Genomic DNA, 17,829 nt, shown 5'->3' on the forward strand with positions numbered 1-17,829 from the left:
AATGGACCTGCCCATGCGGTTGTCGCGCTACTTTTTACCCGTTTTGAAAGAAACACCCTCGGATGCGACGATCGCTTCACATCGCTTGATGTTGCGCGCAGGCATGATTCGCCAGCAATCGGCGGGCATCTATTCCTGGTTGCCGCTGGGATACCGTGTGCTCAAGAATATCGAGCGTATCGTGCACGAGGAACAGCAGCGCGCCGGCCATATTCCGATGCTGATGCCGACGTTGCAATCTGCGGATTTGTGGCGCGAAAGCGGGCGCTATGATGACTATGGCGAGGAAATGCTGCGCATCACCGACCGTCAGGGGCGTGATATGCTCTATGGGCCGACGAATGAGGAAATGATCACGGATGTGTTTCGGTCTCATGTCGGGTCCTACAAAGACCTGCCGATGACGCTCTATCAAATCCAGTGGAAATTCCGCGACGAGGTCCGCCCCCGTTTCGGCGTGATGCGCGGCCGCGAATTCCTGATGAAAGACGGTTATACCTTTGATTTGACCGTCGAAGACGGGCTGCATTCCTACAATCGCCACCTTGTAAGCTATCTGCGGACCTACGAGCGGATGGGCCTGCAAGCAATCCCGATGCGCGCGGATTCCGGCCCCATCGGCGGCGATGATACCCATGAATTCCTTGTGCTCGCCGAGACAGGTGAAAGCGAAGTGTTCTACGATTCTGCCGTCACCGATATCAAATTGGGACAGCGCGACATTGCCTATGATGATGTTGATCAATGCCGCGCGGTCATGGAGGAATTCACCTCCCGCTACGCACGCACCGACGAGACCCATGATGCGGACCTGTTTGCGCAGGTTCCCGAAGACCGCCGCCGCGTGGCGCGCGGCATCGAAGTCGGCCAGATCTTCTTCTTTGGGACCAAATATTCCGAGTCGATGGGCGCGCTGGTCGTCAATGACAAGGGCGAGCGCGTGCCCGTGCAAATGGGCAGCCACGGCATTGGCGTAAGCCGCCTTCTGGGCGCGCTGATCGAAGCGAACCACGACGAGAAAGGCATCATCTGGCCCGAAGGTGTCACGCCTTTCCCCGTCGGCATCGTGAACCTCAAACAGGGCGACGCAGAGGCCGATGCGGCCTGCGATGCGCTGTACAAAAGCTTTAGCGCGCTGGGCCTCGAGCCGCTCTATGACGACCGCAAGGAGCGCGCCGGCGGCAAGTTCGCAACGATGGATCTGATCGGTCTGCCGTGGCGCATCACGGTGGGGCCGCGCGGGTTGAAAAACGGTGTGGTCGAAGTAACCTCGCGCCGCAGCGGCGAAAGCGAAGAAATGACGCCGGAACTGGCGGTCGAAACGATCGCAAAACGCTACGCCACGCTGTAAGGCCGCGGCGGGTTTTTGCGCGTTCAGCACATAAATCGCCGGACCGGTTGAGAGGCCGGTCCGCGCGGGTGTAGGCTTTGCCAAAAAGGGGCAGAGCATGATCATGCGGGCATTGGCATTTGCAGGCGGGCTATTTGGCGCGGCCCTGTTGTCACAATATCCTGAATTTACACAGCAATATACGCAACGATTGGGCGGGCAGGTGTCGGCGCTTGCCTCTGTGGTGGCCGATTTCGACCGCTCGGCGCGGCGCGAAGACATGAGTCGCGACGAAGCCTTGGCGGAGATGGGCGGCACGCCGTTTCTGGACGCGCGTCGGCGCGATATCCGCGCGACCATCGCCCGTCAGGAACAGCTTGCACAGGACCTCGACGAGTTGCGCAGCGCAAGCGCGATGGCCCGCCTTGCCATGCCCCAACGCGTGGCAGACAGCGAGTTGGCCGTCGCCACCTGGCGCGATTTTCGCCCCGCGCTGCCGCTCAGCGTTGAAGGGCTGTTGGCGGGGTTTGCGGGGCTGATCGGGGGCTATGTTCTGGCCTATCTGATGCTGAAATTCCTGCTCTGGCCCTTTCGCCGCCCGACGCGGCGCGCACAGGGCACAAAGCTGGATTTTCACGCCTGAGGCGCGCGCCCCTTGGCGCTCTCACGGCAACGTTGGCGGGGCAAGGGGCGAGGTTGCTTGACCTTGGGCGGCCTTGCGGCCACTGTCCGGCGCGATCATTCCTCCCCTTTTTCCGTCGCCAAGGAGTCCCGCGTGGATCAACCCACCTCTGAAAAGCCGCCCAAGGCACCGCCGCCCTTTGCGGGGTTTGAATGGCTCATCGCGTGGCGGTATTTGCGCGCGCGCCGTGCCGAAGGCGGCGTTTCCGTGATGACGTGGATCTCGCTGGCGGGGATCACGTTGGCGGTCTTTGCCCTGATTGCGACCCTGTCGGTGCGGGCAGGTTTTCGCGCTGAATTCGTTGACACAATTCTGGGGGCCAATGCCCATGTCACCGCCTATTCGTCCAGCTACGAGACGCAGACAGGCCAGACAACGCGGGTCATTTCGGACTATCGCGACTGGGCGGACCGGATGGGGGCCGTCGAAGGCGTGACCCGCGCGGCCCCTTTGATCAAGGGGCAGGTGATGGCCTCCAAATCGGGGGCCAATGCCGGCGTCGAGGTTTTCGGGATCGCGCTGGATGACCTCAAAGCCATTCCGCGCATCGCACAGAGCGATCAAGCCATCGGGGACATCAACCGCTTTGACGCGGGCGTCGCCATCGGGTCCGGTGTGGCGCGCGATCTGGGCGTGTTTGTGGGCGACCGGATCAAACTGATTTCCCCCGAAGGGGCCAAAACCGCCTTTGGCACCGCGCCGCGCGTGTCGAGCTACGAGGTGGTCTATATTTTCACCGCCGGACGCTACGACATCGACAAGACGCGCCTCTACATGCCCTTTGTCGAGGCGCAGAGCTATTTCAACCGCGAAGGCGTGGCGGATGAGATCGAGATCATGGTTGAAGACCCCGAGGAGGTCGACGATCTGATGATGGATCTGCTGATGGCGGGCAGCGACCGCACGCTGCTATGGACGTGGCGCGATGCCTCCGGCAGTTTTCTGCGCGCCCTCGACGTGGAGGATAACGTGATGTTTGTCATCCTGTCCATTCTGGTGCTGATCGCGGCCATGAACATTGTCAGCGGTTTGATTATGCTGGTGAAAAACAAAGGGCGCGACATCGGTATCCTGCGCACGATCGGCCTGTCGGAAGGCTCTGTGCTGCGGGTGTTCTTCATCTGCGGGGCCTTTACGGGGCTGGCGGGCACGCTGATGGGGGTGATTTTGGGCTGTCTTTTCGCGCTCTATATCGATCCGATTTTCAGCCTTGTGAACTATGTCGCGGGGGGCGGCGTTTGGGACCCGTCCATTCGGGGCATCTATAATCTTCCGGCGAAGTTGCAGCTTGTGGATGTGCTCTCGGCGGTTGGTCTGTCACTTGGCCTGTCGTTCATCGTCACCATTTTTCCGGCCCGTCGCGCGGCCCGCATGAATCCAGTCGAGGCCCTGCGCTATGAATAATGTTTTGCAGATCAACGGGTTGGTTAAAGCCTATAACGCAGGCAAACCCAATGAAATTGCCGTGCTGCGCGGGATTGACCTTTCGGTCGCCAAAGGCGAGGTGGTCGCGCTGGTCGCCCCCTCGGGGGCGGGCAAAACCACGCTTTTGCAGATTGCAGGGTTGTTGGACGTGGCGGATGGCGGGGATCTGTCCATCGGCGGTGACAGCGTGCAGGGCCTCAACGACGCCAAGCGCACCCAGATGCGGCGCCGCGAGGTGGGGTTTATCTACCAGTTCCATCACCTCTTGCCGGAATTCACCGCGCTCGAAAACGTGACCTTGCCCCAGCTTGCGAACGGGATTGCGACAGCGGCGGCAGAGGCGCGGGCGCGGGCGTTGCTGGACAGTGTCGGCGTGGCCCATCGCGCCAGCCACCGCCCCGCGGAACTGTCAGGGGGCGAACAGCAGCGCGTCGCCTACTGCCGCGCTTTGGCGAATGATCCCAAGCTGTTGCTGGCGGATGAGCCGACAGGCAACCTCGATCCAGAGACCTCTGATCTGGTCTTTGGAGCGCTGATGAAACTGGTGCGCGAGGCGGGGCTTTCAGCCCTGATCGCCACGCACAACCTTGACCTTGCCGCGCGCATGGATCGCATGGTGCGGCTTGAAGCGGGGCGCATCGTCCCCGCCTGAACCTGCCCGCCTGAGCCCCTTAATTCGCGTTCAAAAGGGCGGACACGAGTCCGACCGTGGCGGCGATTGTCGCGGTCTCGATGGCGATCTGGTAAATGTTGCCATCGGACAGCACGTATTCGTAGCCGCGGGGGGGCTTGCTCAGCCCATAGTTGGCGTAGTTGTTGATCACCGTATAGTTGGTCAGGTGATCCCCCTTGGCATGGCCCGCGTGATGCGCCGCAGCCGCTTTTTTCTGATGACCGGGAGGCACTTGGCCCACACCCCAACCCGTGCCGTTGTTATGGCCGTTATCCTTGGCCATCACGGGGCTTGCAAGAGTGGCGGCGGCCAGCACAGCGGCCAGAGCGGTCTTTGAGAAAATGCGTGTCATCCTGGGTCTCCTGTGATGCAGTTGTCAAGACAACGCGGGCAGGGGCAAACAGGTTCACGCGGGGGGCTTCACGTTAGATTGTGGGGAGGGGGCGACGGAAATCCGCGCCCTATTGTTCGACGAAGTAGTCCTCGTCGAGTGTTTTGATTTGAAACGTGGATCTGGGACGCACGCCGACATTGTGTTCAATCATCAACTGCGCGAGTCGCTGCCCGTTAATCAGGACGATCCTTTGTTGAACACGGTCGATGTAGGCCGCGGCTTCCTTTGAAAAATCGGAAGTCGTGACGAATACGCCTTTGGTGGCGCTTTCTCCGGTCAGCGAACCGACGAATTTCTGAATATCAGGTCGGCTGACTTTATTCTCGGGCGCATAGCGTTTCGCCTGAATATAGATCGCGTCCAACCCAAGGGCATCCTCGTTTATGATGCCATCAATGCCGCCGTCCCCACTGGCGGGGGTCAAACGGTGGTTCTCGGATTTTCCCTTGCCAAACCCCATTTGTGACAGCAGGTCCAAAATAAGGTGTTCAAAGCGAATAGGAGAAACCTGCCGCAGCGCAGCGAGCAATTCATTGCGTAAGGCGGCGTTTAGAACCTTGTGAGCAGCTTGCATTGCGTCTTCGGGTGTCTGATCCTCTTGCGAGGCAACAGCTTCGAGCGTTATTTGATCTTTAGTCGAAGGGGACAGCACGCATCAGGCATCAGTTTTGCAACAACGCCGATGTGATGGCGAATTTTAGCTTCAGTTCCGGAATACACTCAGCGACGCTGGTCTTTCCCGATGCAAAGAGCGTTAAGACCGGCAGCATCAGGGTCTGGTAGTCAGGTACCGGCATCAACATATCTCTCTTTAAGCAGGCGTGACGGTTTAAACATCAAGCTCTTCGACGAATTGCGCGTTCTCCTGAATGTATTGAAAACGCAGTTCCGGTTTTTTGCCCATCAGGCGCTCTACCAGATCACCGGTTTCGCCCGGTTCGTCCTCGTCGATCGTCACGCGGATCAATTTGCGCGAGGCGGGGTCCATCGTGGTTTCCTTCAGGTCTTTGGCGTCCATTTCGCCCAACCCCTTGAACCGCGAGACGTCGATCTTGCCTTTGCCGCCCAAGCCCTTTTTCAGCCATTCCTCTTTTTCCGCCTCGTCAAGGCAATAGACGCGCCGCGCGCCCTGGGTCAGGCGGAACAGGGGCGGACAGGCAAGGTACAGGTGCCCATGGTCGATCAGCGGGCGCATTTGCGTGAAGAAGAACGTCATCAACAGCGATGCGATATGCGCGCCATCGACATCGGCGTCGGTCATGATGATGATCTTGTCGTAGCGCAGGTCCTCGACGTTGAAACGGGTGCCCATGCCAACGCCAAGTGCTTCGCAAATATCGGAAATTTCCTGATTGGAACTCAGTTTCCCGGAAGCCGCGCCCAGCACGTTCAGGATTTTGCCTTTCAGTGGCAGCAGCGCTTGGGTTTCGCGCTTGCGTGCGCCCTTGGCCGACCCGCCCGCAGAATCGCCCTCAACGATGAACAACTCGGTATTGGCGCGGTTTTTGGCCGTGCAATCGGTCAGCTTGCCCGGCAGGCGCAGCTTTTTGGTCGCAGATTTGCGCTGGGTTTCCTTTTCCTGACGCCGCCGCAGGCGTTCCTCAGCGCGCAGGATCAGAAAGTCCAGAATGGCCCCGGCGGATTTCGTATCTGCCGCCAGCCAGTTGTCAAAGTGGTCGCGAACCGCCCCCTCGACCAGCCGCGCGGCTTCGGTCGTGGCAAGCCGGTCCTTGGTCTGGCCGACAAATTCCGGCTCGCGGATAAAGCACGACACCAAGGCGCAGCCCCCCACGATCAGGTCGTCGCGGGTGATGTCCTTGGCCTTGCGGTTGTTGGTCAGCTCGCCGTAGGCGCGAATCCCCTTGAGAATCGCCGCCCAGAAGCCCTGTTCGTGGGTGCCGCCCTCGGGCGTGGGCACGGTGTTACAGTAGGACTGGATGAAGCCGTCGCGCATGGGCGTCCAGTTGATCGCCCATTCCACCTTGCCCGGAACGCCAAAGCGCGCGCCGAATTCCACGGTGCCCGCAAAGGGTTTGTCGGCGTAGGTTGTCGATTTTGCGAGGGTCTCGTTGAGGTAATCCGCAAGGCCGCCGGGAAAGTGGAAGGTGGCCTCCATCGGGGTTTCGGAGTCGTCGATTTCCGATTTCCAGCGGATTTCGACGCCCGAGAACAGGTAGGCTTTGGAGCGCGCCAGTTGGAACAGCCGCTTGGGTTTGAAGCGGTGCTTGCCAAAGATTTGCTCGTCGGCATGGAAGGTGACAAAGGTGCCGCGCTTGTTGGGCGCTGCGCCGATTTTTTCCACTGGCCCCAAGGGGATACCCCGCGAAAACCGCTGCTCGAACAGTTCTTTGTTCTTGGCGACCTGCACGATCAGACTGTCGGACAGCGCGTTTACCACAGACGAGCCGACGCCGTGCAGACCGCCCGAGGTCGCATAGGCATCGCCCGAAAACTTGCCCCCCGCGTGCAGCGTGCAGAGGATAACCTCCAGCGCCGATTTGCCGGGGAATTTGGGGTGGGGGTCAATCGGGATGCCGCGCCCGTTGTCGGTCACGGTGACAGAGTAATCGGCATGAAGCGTCAGTTCGATGCGGTTGGCATGGCCCGCAACGGCTTCGTCCATCGAGTTGTCGAGGATTTCCGCCACAAGGTGGTGCAGCGCGCGCTCGTCCGTGCCGCCGATATACATGCCCGGACGTTTGCGCACGGGTTCCAGCCCTTCGAGGACTTCGATGGAGGAGGCGTCATAGGTGGGCGTGTTGCCGCCAAGGAGATCGTCGGACATCGGGCTGCTCGCTCTCGTTCTGGTCGTTGTGACTTTTGTCGGGGCATTCTAGTCGCGCCGTTGCGCCGAGGGAACCGGCTTTTGTGGCGCGGCAGCTTGGCGGCGGCAGGCGGGCAACGCTGGATGAATTTCTGGCGCGGCCTCTGGCGGTCGGCGCGGCGCACGCTAGGCTATGCCCTACGGTTGGAATCTTTTTCGGAGAGCAAGGCATGGGCAAGTTGCGGACATTGGTGGGCGCGGGTGTGATGTTGGGCGCGGCGGCCATTGCGGGCGGCATGGCCTGTGCGCAGGAACTCGACACCACGACGATCTATACGGCGCGCACCACCGTGCCGGCCCCGGGGGCAAATTACGAGGGCGGAGACCGCTCGGATAACGATATTTTTGCCCTCGATAGCGGGCTGACGTGGCGCTCGCCAAGCGATCCGCGCGACGGGGTGCGCGTCAAAATCCGCACAGGCGTGCGCAACGAGGATTGGACCGGCACCTACCCGCCGCTTGCCGCCGCCGAATACCTGAGCTTTGGCACAGAGGGCCACGTGCAAAGCGGCTGGGGCGGGCGGCTTGACTGGGCGCAGGACCGCACCGTTACGTTGGACGGGTTTTATGCGCGCCAGACCTTTGAGGAGCGTTCGTCGCTGCGATTGATGGCGGGCATCGGTGCCTTGGCACAGCCTGAACGCGTGGCGGGGCGCGATGCGTTGACGGCCTATGCTCTGGCGGAAAAGAGTTGGTATTATTTCGACGATCTGGTCGTGCGTGCCGGGACGATGGTTGATGAAAGCGGCGTGCTTGTGACCGGTTCGGCGGAACTCAAGCTGTTCCATTCGCCCTATTTCTTCGGGTTGGAGTGGACACAAGCGCCGTGGAGCTACCGCGATGAGGATGGTTACAACGACCTGACCGGTTACATCCGCTACGTTGTGCCGGTGGGGGGCAATGCAAGCACGATGCTGGCGCGCGACCGCTACACGCCGCTGCGTTTGGGCCACCGCTACGCGGGCATCCAGTAGCAATCTGTCCCGATGCTGCGCCCCCCGCAGCCCCGGATTTCCCGACGGCCAGAGATTTCCTGAGGGGCAGTGTTCTCCTGAGGGGCAGTGTTTTCTTGACTGATTGATAAAAAACGCTAGGAGGGCGAGAGCGCTCTTGCGCGGATCGCGCTTGGTGTGCGGGCGCGCTTGGGCTATCACGCGCGGCCCGACGTGGCTTGCGCGTTCTTGCCCCGCCCGTCTGTGCCTTTGCAACCGCCCTTTGGGGGGGCTGCCCTGTTTGCTTGAAATGTGAGATCCGAGATGACCGTGTTGCCCGATCCTGCCCCCCGTTCTTCGCGCGCGCCGCTGGTAAAGCGCGACGACCTGCGCGCCCTTTTGGTGCTGGGCCTGCCGCTTGTCGGCGTGCAACTGGCGCAATTCGGGGTCAAATTGCTCGATACCATCATGCTTGGCTGGTACGATGTGACCGCCCTGGCGGCGAGTGTTGTCGGCGGCGGGTTGGCCTTTGTGTTTTTGATCACGCTGTTCGGTTTCGGCTTTGCCTTGATGCCGATCGTTGCGGCGGCCGAGGCGCGCGGCGACGAAGTCGTGATCCGGCGCGCCACCCGTATGGCGATCTGGCTGTCGGTGGGCTGTGGCCTCGCGGTGTTGCCGATCATGTGGCAGGGCGGGGCGATTCTGCGCGCTTTGGGGCAAAAGCCCGAAGTCGCGGCCCTCGCGCAGGACTATCTGCGCATCTTTGCCTTTGGCGTCATCCCTGCGCTGGTCATCGCCGTGTTGAAATCCTACCTCGCGGCGCTGGAAAAAACGGCCGTCTCGCTCTGGCTGACGGTGGGGGCGCTGGTTGCCAACGGGCTGATGAACTACGCGCTGATTTTCGGCAATTGGGGCGCGCCGGAGATGGGCGTGCAGGGCGCGGCCCTGGCCAGCGTCATTGCCCAGACCGTTTCGATGCTGTTGCTGGCGATCTACGCGGGGCGCGTGCGCCCCGAGCACCAGTTGTGGGTGCGGTTCTGGCGTCCCGACTGGCACGAAATGGGGCTGGTGTTCAAATTGGGCTGGCCCATCGGGCTGACCTCGGTTGCCGAAGTGGGCCTGTTCACGGCGGCGTCGATTCTGGTCGGATGGATCGGTGTGATCGAACTGGCCGCGCATGGGATCGCGCTGGATATTGCCGCCGCCTGTTTCATGCTGCACATCGGCCTTGCCCAAGCGGCCACGGTGCGCGCTGGCGCGGCATTCGGGCGCGACGATGCCGAGGGACTGAAGCGCGTCGCGCGTGCGGCGCTCTTGCTGGCGGGGGCGGTCGCTGTGCTGGTCATCGTGCTCTTTTTGGGGGTCGGTGAACATCTGGTCAGCGTTTTCCTCAGCCGTGACGACCCGCAGTACGGCGCGGTGTTGGCGACGGGCACGGTGTTGCTGGGGATGGCGGCACTGTTCCAGTTGGGCGATGCGCTCCAGGTGACGGCTGTCAATCTGTTGCGCGGGATGCAGGACACCAGAGTGCCGATGGCCTTTGCGATCTTTTCCTATTGGGGCGTTGGCTTGAGCGCGAGCTATGTGTTCGGCTTTCCGCTCGGGCTGGGCGCTGTCGGGGTCTGGCTTGGCCTTGCGGTGGGGCTTTTGGTGGCGGGCGTGTTCCTGATGCACCGCTTTTGGGTCATCCAAGTGCCCAAGGTCGGCGTAATCCGTTAACCCTGCGTGTCTTGCGCACGCAAAGCTTTAATCCTGCGTGTCTTGCGCACGCAAGCGACTAACCCTGCGTGTCCTGTGCACGCAGCATACGATCGGCTTTCTTGCGCACCAGAACCGTGCGCAGGTCGTGCATGGCCAGCAAAATCGCGTCCGTGACATCCTCAAGCTGCGCGTCCGTGGCGCGGCTTTGCGCCCAATGGGCGGTGAAATTCAGATAGTCCACCGCGCGCATCAGATCGTCGATGTCGCGCTTCGCCAAAAGATCGGTGCGCTCCTTCACCCAGTCGTCGATGACGCGCAATTCCTCCTCCGACAGGCTGCGCCCGCCGTGGGGTTTGACTTCGCCGTTTTTGATGTTGATCACCGCGATCTGGTCCATTTCGATCCGGCGCTGGCGGTTTTCGGTGTCCACGCGAAACACGAAGGCGCCGTTTTCACGGACGCGGAAATAGAATTCGGGAAGGTCGGCGCTCATGCGGTCAGTCGTCCTTTGCGGGGCGGTCCCCTTTGGGAAAAGTGGCGTCAGGTCAGTCCTGCGCAAAAGGTTTCGATCCGCGTGCAGGCCTCGGCCAAGGCGTCATCCGAAGTAGCGTAGCTGATGCGAAAGTTGGGCGAAAGCCCGAAGGCCGCGCCAAACACCACCGCCACGCCGGTTTCTTCCAACAGGGCCGTGGCGAAATCCTCATCCGTGGCCATGAATTTGCCGCCCGCGCTGGTCTTGCCCATCAGGCCGGAAATGTCGGGATACACGTAGAACGCGCCTTCAGGGGTAGGGCAGGCGATCCCGTCGATGGCGTTCAGCCGCGCGACCACCAGATTGCGCCGCCGCACAAAGGCCTCGTTGTGGCGCGCGATGAAATCATGCGGTCCGTTCAGACCCGCCACCGAGGCGGCTTGCGAAATCGAACAGGGGTTAGATGTGGTCTGGCTTTGCACCTTGCGCATGGCGTCGATCAGCACTTTGGGACCGCCCGCGTAGCCGATACGCCAGCCGGTCATGCAATAGGCTTTGGACATGCCGTTCACTGTCAGGGTGCGCTCGAAAAGCTGCGGCTCGACCTGCGCAGGCGTGCAGAACTCGAAGCCGTCAAAGGCGAGATGTTCGTACATGTCGTCGCTCATCACCCAGACATGGGGAAAGTCCAGCAGCACATCCGTCAGTGCCTGCAACTCCGCGCGCGTGTAGCCCGCGCCCGTGGGATTGGAGGGCGAGTTGAAGATCAGCCATTTGGTTTTTGGCGTGATCGCGTTGCGCAGCTGCGCCGGTGTCAGTTTGAACCGCGTCTCGATCGGGCAAGGGACGATTACCGGCGTGCCGCCGCACATTTCCACCATGTCGGGGTAGGACACCCAATAGGGCGCGGGGATCACCACCTCGTCGCCCGCGTTCAGCGTGGCTTTGAGCGCGTTGAACAGCACCTGTTTGCCGCCCGAGGAAATGGTGATCTGGTCGGGGTGATACGTCAGATCGTTGTCACGCGCGAATTTGGCACAGATCGCCTGTTTCAACTCGCTGGTGCCATCGACCGCCGTGTAGCGCGTCTTGCCGGCTTCGATCGCGGCGATGCCTGCGCGCGCGATATGATCGGGCGTGTCGAAATCCGGCTCGCCCGCCGAGAGGCCGATGATATCGCGCCCTGCCGCCTGCAATTCCTGCGCAAGGCCCGTAATCGCCATCGTGGGGGAGGGTTTGACGCGCGACAGGCTGTTGGACAAAAAGGACATGGCATTCTCGCGCATTGTGGTTTTGTTCATTCCTAAGACGCGGCACGCGCGCGTTCAAGGCGCTTGCTGTGTCTTGAACGCGATCCATGTGCAGGCTAGGAAGAGAAAGCTGACAGGAGGCCCCCATGACCACAGAAACCACCGAGACACGCGTCAAACGCTTGAAAATCCGGGCGTGGCGTCGCGGGATCAAGGAAATGGATCTGGTGATCGGCGGCTACGCGGATGCGCATCTGGCAACGATGAGCCCGGCGGAACTGGATGAGTTCGAGACGGCGATGAACGAGCATGATCAGGATTTGCTGTCGTGGATGACTGGACAATCCGAGATGCCCGCAGAGCTGGCCCCCATGCTGACAAAGCTCAAGAATTTTGCCGTGACAACCACCAGCGGCACGCCGCGCGGAGCTTAGAAATCAGGAAAAAATGAAAAAATTCTAATACTTGGTTTGGTTTAACTGAATTTTGGGAAATTGCGGCGAATATATGATCTGAGCAGTCATGCCGGAGAAATATATGAGTATGCATTCACCAATTCCAAAGCCTGCCGACGCAAGCTTCATGAACCAATATCTTGATGCGCTGTCCCTTGTGGAACGGCTGCATCGTCTGCTTCTTGACGTGATCAAGGATGAATTCGAACGCGTGGGCGTTCTGGAGATCAACGCGGTGCAAGCCCTGTTGTTGTTCAACATCGGCGAGAACGAAGTGACGGCGGGCGAATTGAAAACCCGTGGTTACTATCAAGGCTCGAACGTCAGCTATAACCTCAAGAAGCTGGTTGATATGGGGTATATGCACCATCAACGCTGCGAAATCGACCGGCGTTCGGTGCGCGTCAAACTGACCGAAAAGGGCTGCCATGTCCGCGATACGGTGGCCGATCTGTTCGAGCGCCACGCAGAGGGCCTTGAGGGACGCGGGGTTCTGTCACAAGACGGTATCGACAGCATCAACACCTCGCTGCGCCGTGTCGAGCGGTATTGGACGGACCAGATCCGTTACATTTACTAAGCCAAACTGCGCGGACCTGCGTGTTGAACGCGAGGTCAGCCAAGATCGCGACGCCAGAACGGCCGTCGGATCACATAGACCGGAACCGCTGCGTTTTCGGCCCTGCCTGTTTCCTCAGGACGACGCCAAAACCTGCACGAATGTTTCCGCCCCCACCCTGACATTGGACTGTTGTAGCTGTTGCTGGTGATGACCTGCACCGGGCCTGCGCTGTGCGCCTGTGGCGTCACATCCTGGCAGGTGTTTGCACACTGTCGCTTATGTGTCGTCGTGTGCCTGTGGTCGGGCCTGTGGTTGGGCCTGTGGTCGTGTCGCGGACTGTGCCTGCTGTTTTGGGACAGCGCCTGTCGGGGCCCGACCCATGGGGACGGTTTGCAATTCGCGCAGCAGTTTGCGGGTCATCGCCGCGCGATAGGCGCGATATCCGGCTGCCGTTTCGACAAACGCGTCGAGACCCTGGATCACTTCGGCGTTGAAATAGGCGCTGAGGCTGCCCGCGGCTGTCTCCCCGACCGGCTCCCCAACAGGGTCCCCGACGAGCAGGCCGTTTATGGTGATGTTTTGAAGCGGGCGTTGCGCGCGGATATCGCGCGGGCGCGGTCCCGCATTCGATGCGCCATCGGCGGAGATGTCCAGAGTGAGTTGCCAACAGTCGCTGCGCTGCAAAAGGGCGCTGGCGCCAAATGCCATGGCCTCTCCAAGGGCGGTCGCGGGATCATGGGGCTGGCGGGGTGTCGCGCGCAGGGTCGCGGCGATATCGCCCAAGACCTGCGCGGAGGTCACATCGCGCCAGTCGCTCAACACCCGTCGACTGCCGATCCCCGCCCACTCATAAATATAGAGAGCCACCGGCGCGTCCGGGTGCGCCGTAAAGGCGCGTATCACGTCCGGATCGCCCAAGGCTTGCGCCAACCCGTCCATCTGGTGGCGCCATTCGTCCGCATCGACCGAGCCCGAGACATCCAGCCCAAGCGCAAGGGCCTGGCGGCAGGCGGCCTGCGCGGGCAGCGCGCCGCCCGTCACAGCCCCCAACGCCAGCGCCCCCCAAACGAGTGCGCAGCGGGCCAGTTTGAAGCGCGCCAGTTTGAAGCGCGCCAGTGCGCAGCACGAGGCGCGCAGCGCTGAAGCAGGCCGCGCGCGCCCCGCCATTACCAATGTCCGGTGTTTTCCATCGAGGCCCAAGGCTCTTGCGCGGGCAGGGCATCACCAGCTTGCAGCAGCTCGATGGACACATTGTCGGGCGAACGCACAAAGGCCATATGCCCGTCGCGCGGCGGGCGGTTGATCACCACACCGGCTTTTTGCAGCGTCTCGCACATGTCGTAAATATTGTCGACCGCATAGGCGAGATGGCCGAAATGGCGGCTGTCATCGGGCAGTGCATCATCGCCATCCCAATTGTAGGTCAGCTCAACGGGGCATTCGTCCTGTCCCTCCGCGGCCATGAAAATAAGGCTGAAGCGGCCCTTTTCGTTGTCGATCCGACGGATTTCGCGCAGGCCGAGCAGGGCGAAAAACGCCATGGTTTTCTCGAGGTCAAGAACGCGCACCATCGTGTGCAAGTAGCGGGTGGTCATGGCAAACTCCTGTTGTGTCAGGCACAGCCTAGCGCGTTTATTGCCAAAAACCAGCGCAGCCTCAAAAGGCCGAGCGAAAGGACAGGCCAAGGCCGATTTCCGACGTGTCATAGCGCGACACATTGGAATTGGTGTGCCGATACACAAGGCCAAGCTCGGGCGAGAAGCCATAGTAGCTTGTATCGCTGAAGGTGGCATTGATCTGGGCCGAGGTCGTCATATCGCTCCGCCCGCCTTCAATTTCGCCAAAGGGAAACTGCGCATAATGCGGCGTCTCGCGCCGGTAGGCCGCGACCCCAAAGCGCAGGTGCAGCGGGCCGATGTTTTCGGCCAGATCGAAACTGACGCTCCCACCGGCGAGAAAGCTTTGCTGAGCCCGCGCCGCGCTGCGGACCTGTTCGACATTGGCGGTGACGGTGAGCGTGCCGCCGGGCTGTTTGACGGCAACAAAGGGCGAGGCGCGCAGGACAAACCGCGCAGGCGTGTCCGCACGCTGCGCGGTTTCGCGGCTGAGGGAGGCGGCAAGGCCCTGCGTTGCGGTCCCGACACGCGTTTGCACTTGGCCCCCGACGGTCAGCGCCGTTTTGTAGGGGCGATGTCCAAAGTTTTGTGTGGAGGCATCCGTGTACAGCGATATCTGGTAGGGCTGGGCGCCCAGAGCGAGCAGATGCACGAGGTCGAAACGCAGCCCCAAAAGGCTGGTGTCGAAATCCGATCCTTTGGCCATCGGCGCCAGAGCGCGCGCGGATTTCGAAAGGCGATTGAGCCGTGTTGCGCCGTGGACCCCCAAACTCAGGCGGGTGCGCTCCCTGCGCGCGATCTGAAACCCAAGCGCTGCGTCAATACTTGCGGTGGTTCCCGACAGGGCTTGGCCCGTGTTGGAAATTTCCCACCCAAGGTCGGGATACCCGTCTATCGTCAAAGCGGGCGATTGTGCGCCGTTGTTGATGTTTGAATTGGGCGCGATCCCGAACGAAATATGGCGCGTGATCGGGTCGCGCGCGTCGATAATGCGAAAATCTGCAAGGTCGCGGGCTTTTTCAAAGGGGGTCGCGCTGTTTTGAAAGGCCCGCCGCAGCCAGATTTTCGAGGAAAAGTTGCGATCCAGCTTGGCGGCGGCGCGTCCGGCAAGGCGGGCCGAGTTGCGGCGCTCACCGTCGGTGCTGGCAAGGGCATAGGCCCGTTTTGCGCCAATCAGCGCGGTGTCCCATGTGCCAAGCTCGCCCGCTGCACGCGCTTGCAAAAACCGCGCCAGAAAGGACTCGCCGATATTGTCGAGATAGGCATTTGCAAGGAAGAGCGCGGTGCGGGCATCCCCGTTTGCCAAGCTCTCGCCGCCCAGCTGCAGCGTGGCGACAGGGCTCAGGCGCAGGGGTTCTGTCGCTTGGGCGGGCAGGGCACCAAGGCCGAGCGTGGCGCATAAAACAAGGCTGCGGATCGGGCGTGCAAGCCGGCAGGAGCGGTGTCGATCACTCCTGTTGAACAGCAATGAAGCCCCCGGTCTCGTTGAAGTCAAAGCCGCTCAGGTCCTGCCCGTTGCTGGTCCCGCTGATCACAGTGCCGTTCAGCGTGATGATCCCGACAAGTTCCGCGCCGCCGAGGGAGGGATCCCCCGAAAGCAGGGCGTACCAGTTGCCATCGTTTCCGGCGACATCGGTTGTGGTGTCTTCCAAGCTTATGGTCGATGTCATTTCACCCGCAGCCGTAATCCCCGACCCTTGCAAAAACAGGTCATCCATCGTCGCAATGGTGTTGCCGTTCTGATCGTAGAGGTAACGGTCAGTCACCACGCCTTCGACTGCGTCGCTTGCGATAAAATCCGTGAAATCGGCGGTAAAGGACACGTTTCCTTCGGTGAAATGCAGCGGCACGTTATTGGTTGAATCGTCATCATTGGAGGTGTCGAACACCATGATGCCCGCGTAGCCCCCGTTGAACGTGGCCTGACCACTGGTCGGGATCGTGATGCCGGCGTCGCGCTGGTATGTGTAACCGCTATATCCGTAGTCTTCATAGGCCCCCGTGCCCACGATGGCAAAGCGCGTGCCGGTATCGCCCGTGCCATAGATCGCATGATACGCGCGGCGTTCCTCGATATTGGCGTTTTCAAAAACGCCGTAGCCGCCGGCCGTTGTCCCGGCGCCCCCGGTCGCTCCGGTGTCATAGTCGGCGGAGCGCTGGTAATTCCCGTCGCCATCGAAGGGCAGGTTTTCGATCGTCAGGACCCGGGTGCTCGCGTCGTAACTTACCACATCGGCTTCCCCGTCAACCGCGGTGCGAATAATCGCGCTGTTTTTCGAGGGGGAGGCGGTTCCCGCCGGCAAATCATCTCCCGTGATTCCGCTGGGGTCTTCTGTGGTGTCGCCGGTCGCGCTGTCATCCACAGCGGTCTCATCGTAGAAAATCGGGTTGGTTGAGGAATCGCACGCGCCGAGAAAAAGAGCAGCGAGCAGAAGGTATTTTGTATTCGACATAGGGGCACCCGATAATTCTTTCGCATACCCTACAACGGCAGCGTAGCGGCACAACCAGAGGCGCAAAGGGCCTTGGTCTTTCACAGTGCTGTGTGGCAGAAGAGTGACGTGGCGCGGGCATCGCGCGCCTCGTTCAAGGCCTTCAACGGGGGCTTTGGGGCTTGCAGGTCTGAAGCGAATTGGGCCAAGCAGGCGCGAGACTGGAGCGCGAAAGGAGATCACATGCAGCAATATTTGGACGCTTTGCGCACCGTGCGCGATCATGGGATTGTTTCGACAGACCGCACGGGCACCGGCACGATTTCCTATTTCGGCCTGCAACAGCGGTATCGCCTGTCCGACGGCTTTCCGCTGGTTACGACGAAAAAGCTGCACCTGCGCTCCATCATCCATGAACTTTTGTGGTTTCTGTCGGGTGATACCAACATCAAATACCTCAAGGACAACGGGGTGCGCATCTGGGACGAATGGGCGGATGAGAACGGCGATCTGGGGCCGGTCTATGGCCATCAGTGGCGCCATTTTCCCAAGGTGCTTGAGGTGGTCGGAGATGACACAGGCACCCGCGCCTTGATGGGCGAGGTCGATCAGATCAAGGATTTGCTGACCACGATCCGCACCAAACCCGACAGCCGGCGCATGATCGTCTCGGCGTGGAATCCGGGAGAAGTGGATCAAATGGCGCTGCCGCCCTGTCATACCCTGTGGCAGGTGCGCGTGCTCGGCGGCAAGCTGCATTTGCAGCTCTACCAGCGCTCGGCGGACATGTTTCTGGGGGTGCCCTTCAACATTGCCTCCTACGCCTTGCTGCTGGAAATGCTGGCGCATGTGACCGGCTATGAGGCGGGGGATTTCGTGCATTCGATGGGCGATGCGCATATTTACAGCAACCATGTCGAACAGGTCGAAACCCAATTGGCGCGCGACAGCCGCCCGTTGCCCAGGTTGAAAATCAAGCGCAAGGTCGAGAGCCTGTTTGATTTCCGCTACGAGGATTTCGAGTTCGAGGGCTATGATCCGCACCCTGCCATCAAAGCGCCCGTCGCGGTCTGAGGAGAGC

General features: G+C 61.0%; 19 protein-coding genes. 9 read left to right on the top strand and 10 right to left on the bottom strand.

Features of this window, described 5'->3' with window-relative positions:
* Positions 1 to 13 precede the first annotated feature (13 nt).
* The 4 genes from proS to AQS8620_RS10505 all read left to right on the top strand — a co-directional run bounded on the left by proS (position 14) and on the right by AQS8620_RS10505 (position 4,089).
* A complete protein-coding gene (gene proS, locus AQS8620_RS10490; RefSeq protein WP_085836906.1) occupies positions 14 to 1,351 on the top strand; it encodes a proline--tRNA ligase in 1,338 nt (445 codons plus the stop codon).
* A 97-nt stretch (positions 1,352 to 1,448) separates the two neighbouring features.
* Complete coding sequence (locus AQS8620_RS10495; RefSeq protein WP_085836841.1) at positions 1,449 to 1,973, top strand: DUF2937 family protein; 525 nt, start codon at positions 1,449 to 1,451, stop codon at positions 1,971 to 1,973.
* A 132-nt stretch (positions 1,974 to 2,105) separates the two neighbouring features.
* Positions 2,106 to 3,416: a lipoprotein-releasing ABC transporter permease subunit gene (locus tag AQS8620_RS10500; RefSeq protein ID WP_085836907.1), complete on the top strand. Its 1,311-nt coding sequence runs from the start codon at positions 2,106 to 2,108 to the stop codon at positions 3,414 to 3,416.
* Positions 3,409 to 4,089: an ABC transporter ATP-binding protein gene (locus AQS8620_RS10505; protein ID WP_085836842.1), complete on the top strand. Its 681-nt coding sequence runs from the start codon at positions 3,409 to 3,411 to the stop codon at positions 4,087 to 4,089. Before AQS8620_RS10500 ends, AQS8620_RS10505 begins: the two co-directional genes overlap by 8 nt.
* Before the next feature lie 19 nt (positions 4,090 to 4,108).
* On the opposite strand, the gene AQS8620_RS10510 is transcribed toward AQS8620_RS10505, so the two are convergent.
* The 4 genes from AQS8620_RS10510 to parE all read right to left on the bottom strand — a co-directional run bounded on the left by AQS8620_RS10510 (position 4,109) and on the right by parE (position 7,289).
* A complete protein-coding gene (locus tag AQS8620_RS10510; RefSeq protein ID WP_085836843.1) occupies positions 4,109 to 4,462 on the bottom strand; it encodes an RcnB family protein in 354 nt (117 codons plus the stop codon).
* Positions 4,463 to 4,571: 109 nt separating this feature from the next.
* Positions 4,572 to 5,078, bottom strand: a complete 507-nt coding sequence (locus tag AQS8620_RS10515; RefSeq protein ID WP_085836844.1) for a restriction endonuclease — start codon at positions 5,076 to 5,078, stop codon at positions 4,572 to 4,574.
* 88 nt (positions 5,079 to 5,166) lie between these two features.
* The gene (locus tag AQS8620_RS17270; protein ID WP_268805438.1) at positions 5,167 to 5,301 is read right to left on the bottom strand and encodes a hypothetical protein; all 135 of its coding nucleotides are present in this window, start codon (positions 5,299 to 5,301) and stop codon (positions 5,167 to 5,169) included.
* 32 nt (positions 5,302 to 5,333) lie between these two features.
* Positions 5,334 to 7,289 carry a DNA topoisomerase IV subunit B gene (gene parE / locus AQS8620_RS10520; protein ID WP_085836845.1) on the bottom strand — a complete coding sequence of 652 codons (1,956 nt, stop codon included), beginning with the start codon at positions 7,287 to 7,289 and terminating at the stop codon, positions 5,334 to 5,336.
* 209 nt (positions 7,290 to 7,498) lie between these two features.
* Between parE and AQS8620_RS10525 the strand changes: the two genes are divergently transcribed.
* Together AQS8620_RS10525 and AQS8620_RS10530 are read left to right on the top strand one after the other, a co-directional pair.
* Positions 7,499 to 8,302, top strand: a complete 804-nt coding sequence (locus AQS8620_RS10525; RefSeq protein ID WP_085836846.1) for a hypothetical protein — start codon at positions 7,499 to 7,501, stop codon at positions 8,300 to 8,302.
* A gap of 282 nt (positions 8,303 to 8,584) precedes the next feature.
* Positions 8,585 to 9,979, top strand: a complete 1,395-nt coding sequence (locus AQS8620_RS10530; RefSeq protein ID WP_085836847.1) for an MATE family efflux transporter — start codon at positions 8,585 to 8,587, stop codon at positions 9,977 to 9,979.
* A 58-nt stretch (positions 9,980 to 10,037) separates the two neighbouring features.
* Here the strand turns inward: AQS8620_RS10530 and AQS8620_RS10535 are convergent, their stop codons facing one another.
* Positions 10,038 to 10,454: a hypothetical protein gene (locus tag AQS8620_RS10535; protein WP_085836848.1), complete on the bottom strand. Its 417-nt coding sequence runs from the start codon at positions 10,452 to 10,454 to the stop codon at positions 10,038 to 10,040.
* A 47-nt stretch (positions 10,455 to 10,501) separates the two neighbouring features.
* Complete coding sequence (locus AQS8620_RS10540; protein WP_085836908.1) at positions 10,502 to 11,704, bottom strand: pyridoxal phosphate-dependent aminotransferase; 1,203 nt, start codon at positions 11,702 to 11,704, stop codon at positions 10,502 to 10,504.
* Between the two features lie 125 nt (positions 11,705 to 11,829).
* Between AQS8620_RS10540 and AQS8620_RS10545 the strand changes: the two genes are divergently transcribed.
* Both AQS8620_RS10545 and AQS8620_RS10550 read left to right on the top strand, forming a co-directional pair.
* On the top strand, positions 11,830 to 12,117 hold the full coding sequence (locus tag AQS8620_RS10545) for a succinate dehydrogenase assembly factor 2 (RefSeq protein ID WP_085836849.1): 288 nt from the start codon (positions 11,830 to 11,832) through the stop codon (positions 12,115 to 12,117).
* A 103-nt stretch (positions 12,118 to 12,220) separates the two neighbouring features.
* Positions 12,221 to 12,718 (top strand): MarR family winged helix-turn-helix transcriptional regulator, encoded by a 498-nt coding sequence (locus tag AQS8620_RS10550; RefSeq protein ID WP_085836909.1) that lies wholly within the window; start codon positions 12,221 to 12,223, stop codon positions 12,716 to 12,718.
* Positions 12,719 to 12,976: 258 nt separating this feature from the next.
* Here the strand turns inward: AQS8620_RS10550 and AQS8620_RS10555 are convergent, their stop codons facing one another.
* The 4 genes from AQS8620_RS10555 to AQS8620_RS10570 form a co-directional block, all read right to left on the bottom strand.
* Complete coding sequence (locus AQS8620_RS10555; protein ID WP_085836850.1) at positions 12,977 to 13,867, bottom strand: DUF1194 domain-containing protein; 891 nt, start codon at positions 13,865 to 13,867, stop codon at positions 12,977 to 12,979.
* Positions 13,867 to 14,295 carry a VOC family protein gene (locus AQS8620_RS10560; RefSeq protein WP_085836851.1) on the bottom strand — a complete coding sequence of 143 codons (429 nt, stop codon included), beginning with the start codon at positions 14,293 to 14,295 and terminating at the stop codon, positions 13,867 to 13,869. The genes AQS8620_RS10555 and AQS8620_RS10560 overlap by 1 nt, the downstream gene beginning before the upstream one ends.
* Positions 14,296 to 14,356: 61 nt before the next feature.
* The gene (locus tag AQS8620_RS10565; RefSeq protein ID WP_085836852.1) at positions 14,357 to 15,784 is read right to left on the bottom strand and encodes a hypothetical protein; all 1,428 of its coding nucleotides are present in this window, start codon (positions 15,782 to 15,784) and stop codon (positions 14,357 to 14,359) included.
* Positions 15,765 to 16,769 (bottom strand): hypothetical protein, encoded by a 1,005-nt coding sequence (locus tag AQS8620_RS10570; RefSeq protein ID WP_085836853.1) that lies wholly within the window; start codon positions 16,767 to 16,769, stop codon positions 15,765 to 15,767. The genes AQS8620_RS10565 and AQS8620_RS10570 overlap by 20 nt, the downstream gene beginning before the upstream one ends.
* A 222-nt stretch (positions 16,770 to 16,991) precedes the next feature.
* Between AQS8620_RS10570 and AQS8620_RS10575 the strand changes: the two genes are divergently transcribed.
* On the top strand, positions 16,992 to 17,822 hold the full coding sequence (locus AQS8620_RS10575; protein WP_085836854.1) for a thymidylate synthase: 831 nt from the start codon (positions 16,992 to 16,994) through the stop codon (positions 17,820 to 17,822).
* Positions 17,823 to 17,829 lie beyond the last annotated feature (7 nt).

It is taken from the genome of Aquimixticola soesokkakensis (assembly GCF_900172375.1).
Lineage (GTDB): Bacteria > Pseudomonadota > Alphaproteobacteria > Rhodobacterales > Rhodobacteraceae > Aquimixticola > Aquimixticola soesokkakensis.

Bases quoted from the DNA above. Each gene is read 5' to 3' on its own strand.
- proS (WP_085836906.1), top strand. From the start codon at position 14: ATGCGGTTGTCGCGCTACTTTTTACCCGTTTTGAAAGAAACACCCTCG.
- AQS8620_RS10495 (WP_085836841.1), top strand. From the start codon at position 1,449: ATGATCATGCGGGCATTGGCATTTGCAGGCGGGCTATTTGGCGCGGCC.
- AQS8620_RS10505 (WP_085836842.1), top strand. From the start codon at position 3,409: ATGAATAATGTTTTGCAGATCAACGGGTTGGTTAAAGCCTATAACGCA.
- AQS8620_RS10510 (WP_085836843.1), bottom strand. From the start codon at position 4,462: ATGACACGCATTTTCTCAAAGACCGCTCTGGCCGCTGTGCTGGCCGCC.
- AQS8620_RS10515 (WP_085836844.1), bottom strand. From the start codon at position 5,078: ATGCAAGCTGCTCACAAGGTTCTAAACGCCGCCTTACGCAATGAATTG.
- AQS8620_RS17270 (WP_268805438.1), bottom strand. From the start codon at position 5,301: ATGCCGGTACCTGACTACCAGACCCTGATGCTGCCGGTCTTAACGCTC.
- parE (WP_085836845.1), bottom strand. From the start codon at position 7,289: ATGTCCGACGATCTCCTTGGCGGCAACACGCCCACCTATGACGCCTCC.
- AQS8620_RS10525 (WP_085836846.1), top strand. From the start codon at position 7,499: ATGGGCAAGTTGCGGACATTGGTGGGCGCGGGTGTGATGTTGGGCGCG.
- AQS8620_RS10530 (WP_085836847.1), top strand. From the start codon at position 8,585: ATGACCGTGTTGCCCGATCCTGCCCCCCGTTCTTCGCGCGCGCCGCTG.
- AQS8620_RS10535 (WP_085836848.1), bottom strand. From the start codon at position 10,454: ATGAGCGCCGACCTTCCCGAATTCTATTTCCGCGTCCGTGAAAACGGC.
- AQS8620_RS10540 (WP_085836908.1), bottom strand. From the start codon at position 11,704: ATGTCCTTTTTGTCCAACAGCCTGTCGCGCGTCAAACCCTCCCCCACG.
- AQS8620_RS10545 (WP_085836849.1), top strand. From the start codon at position 11,830: ATGACCACAGAAACCACCGAGACACGCGTCAAACGCTTGAAAATCCGG.
- AQS8620_RS10550 (WP_085836909.1), top strand. From the start codon at position 12,221: ATGAGTATGCATTCACCAATTCCAAAGCCTGCCGACGCAAGCTTCATG.
- AQS8620_RS10555 (WP_085836850.1), bottom strand. From the start codon at position 13,867: ATGGCGGGGCGCGCGCGGCCTGCTTCAGCGCTGCGCGCCTCGTGCTGC.
- AQS8620_RS10560 (WP_085836851.1), bottom strand. From the start codon at position 14,295: ATGACCACCCGCTACTTGCACACGATGGTGCGCGTTCTTGACCTCGAG.
- AQS8620_RS10570 (WP_085836853.1), bottom strand. From the start codon at position 16,769: ATGTCGAATACAAAATACCTTCTGCTCGCTGCTCTTTTTCTCGGCGCG.
- AQS8620_RS10575 (WP_085836854.1), top strand. From the start codon at position 16,992: ATGCAGCAATATTTGGACGCTTTGCGCACCGTGCGCGATCATGGGATT.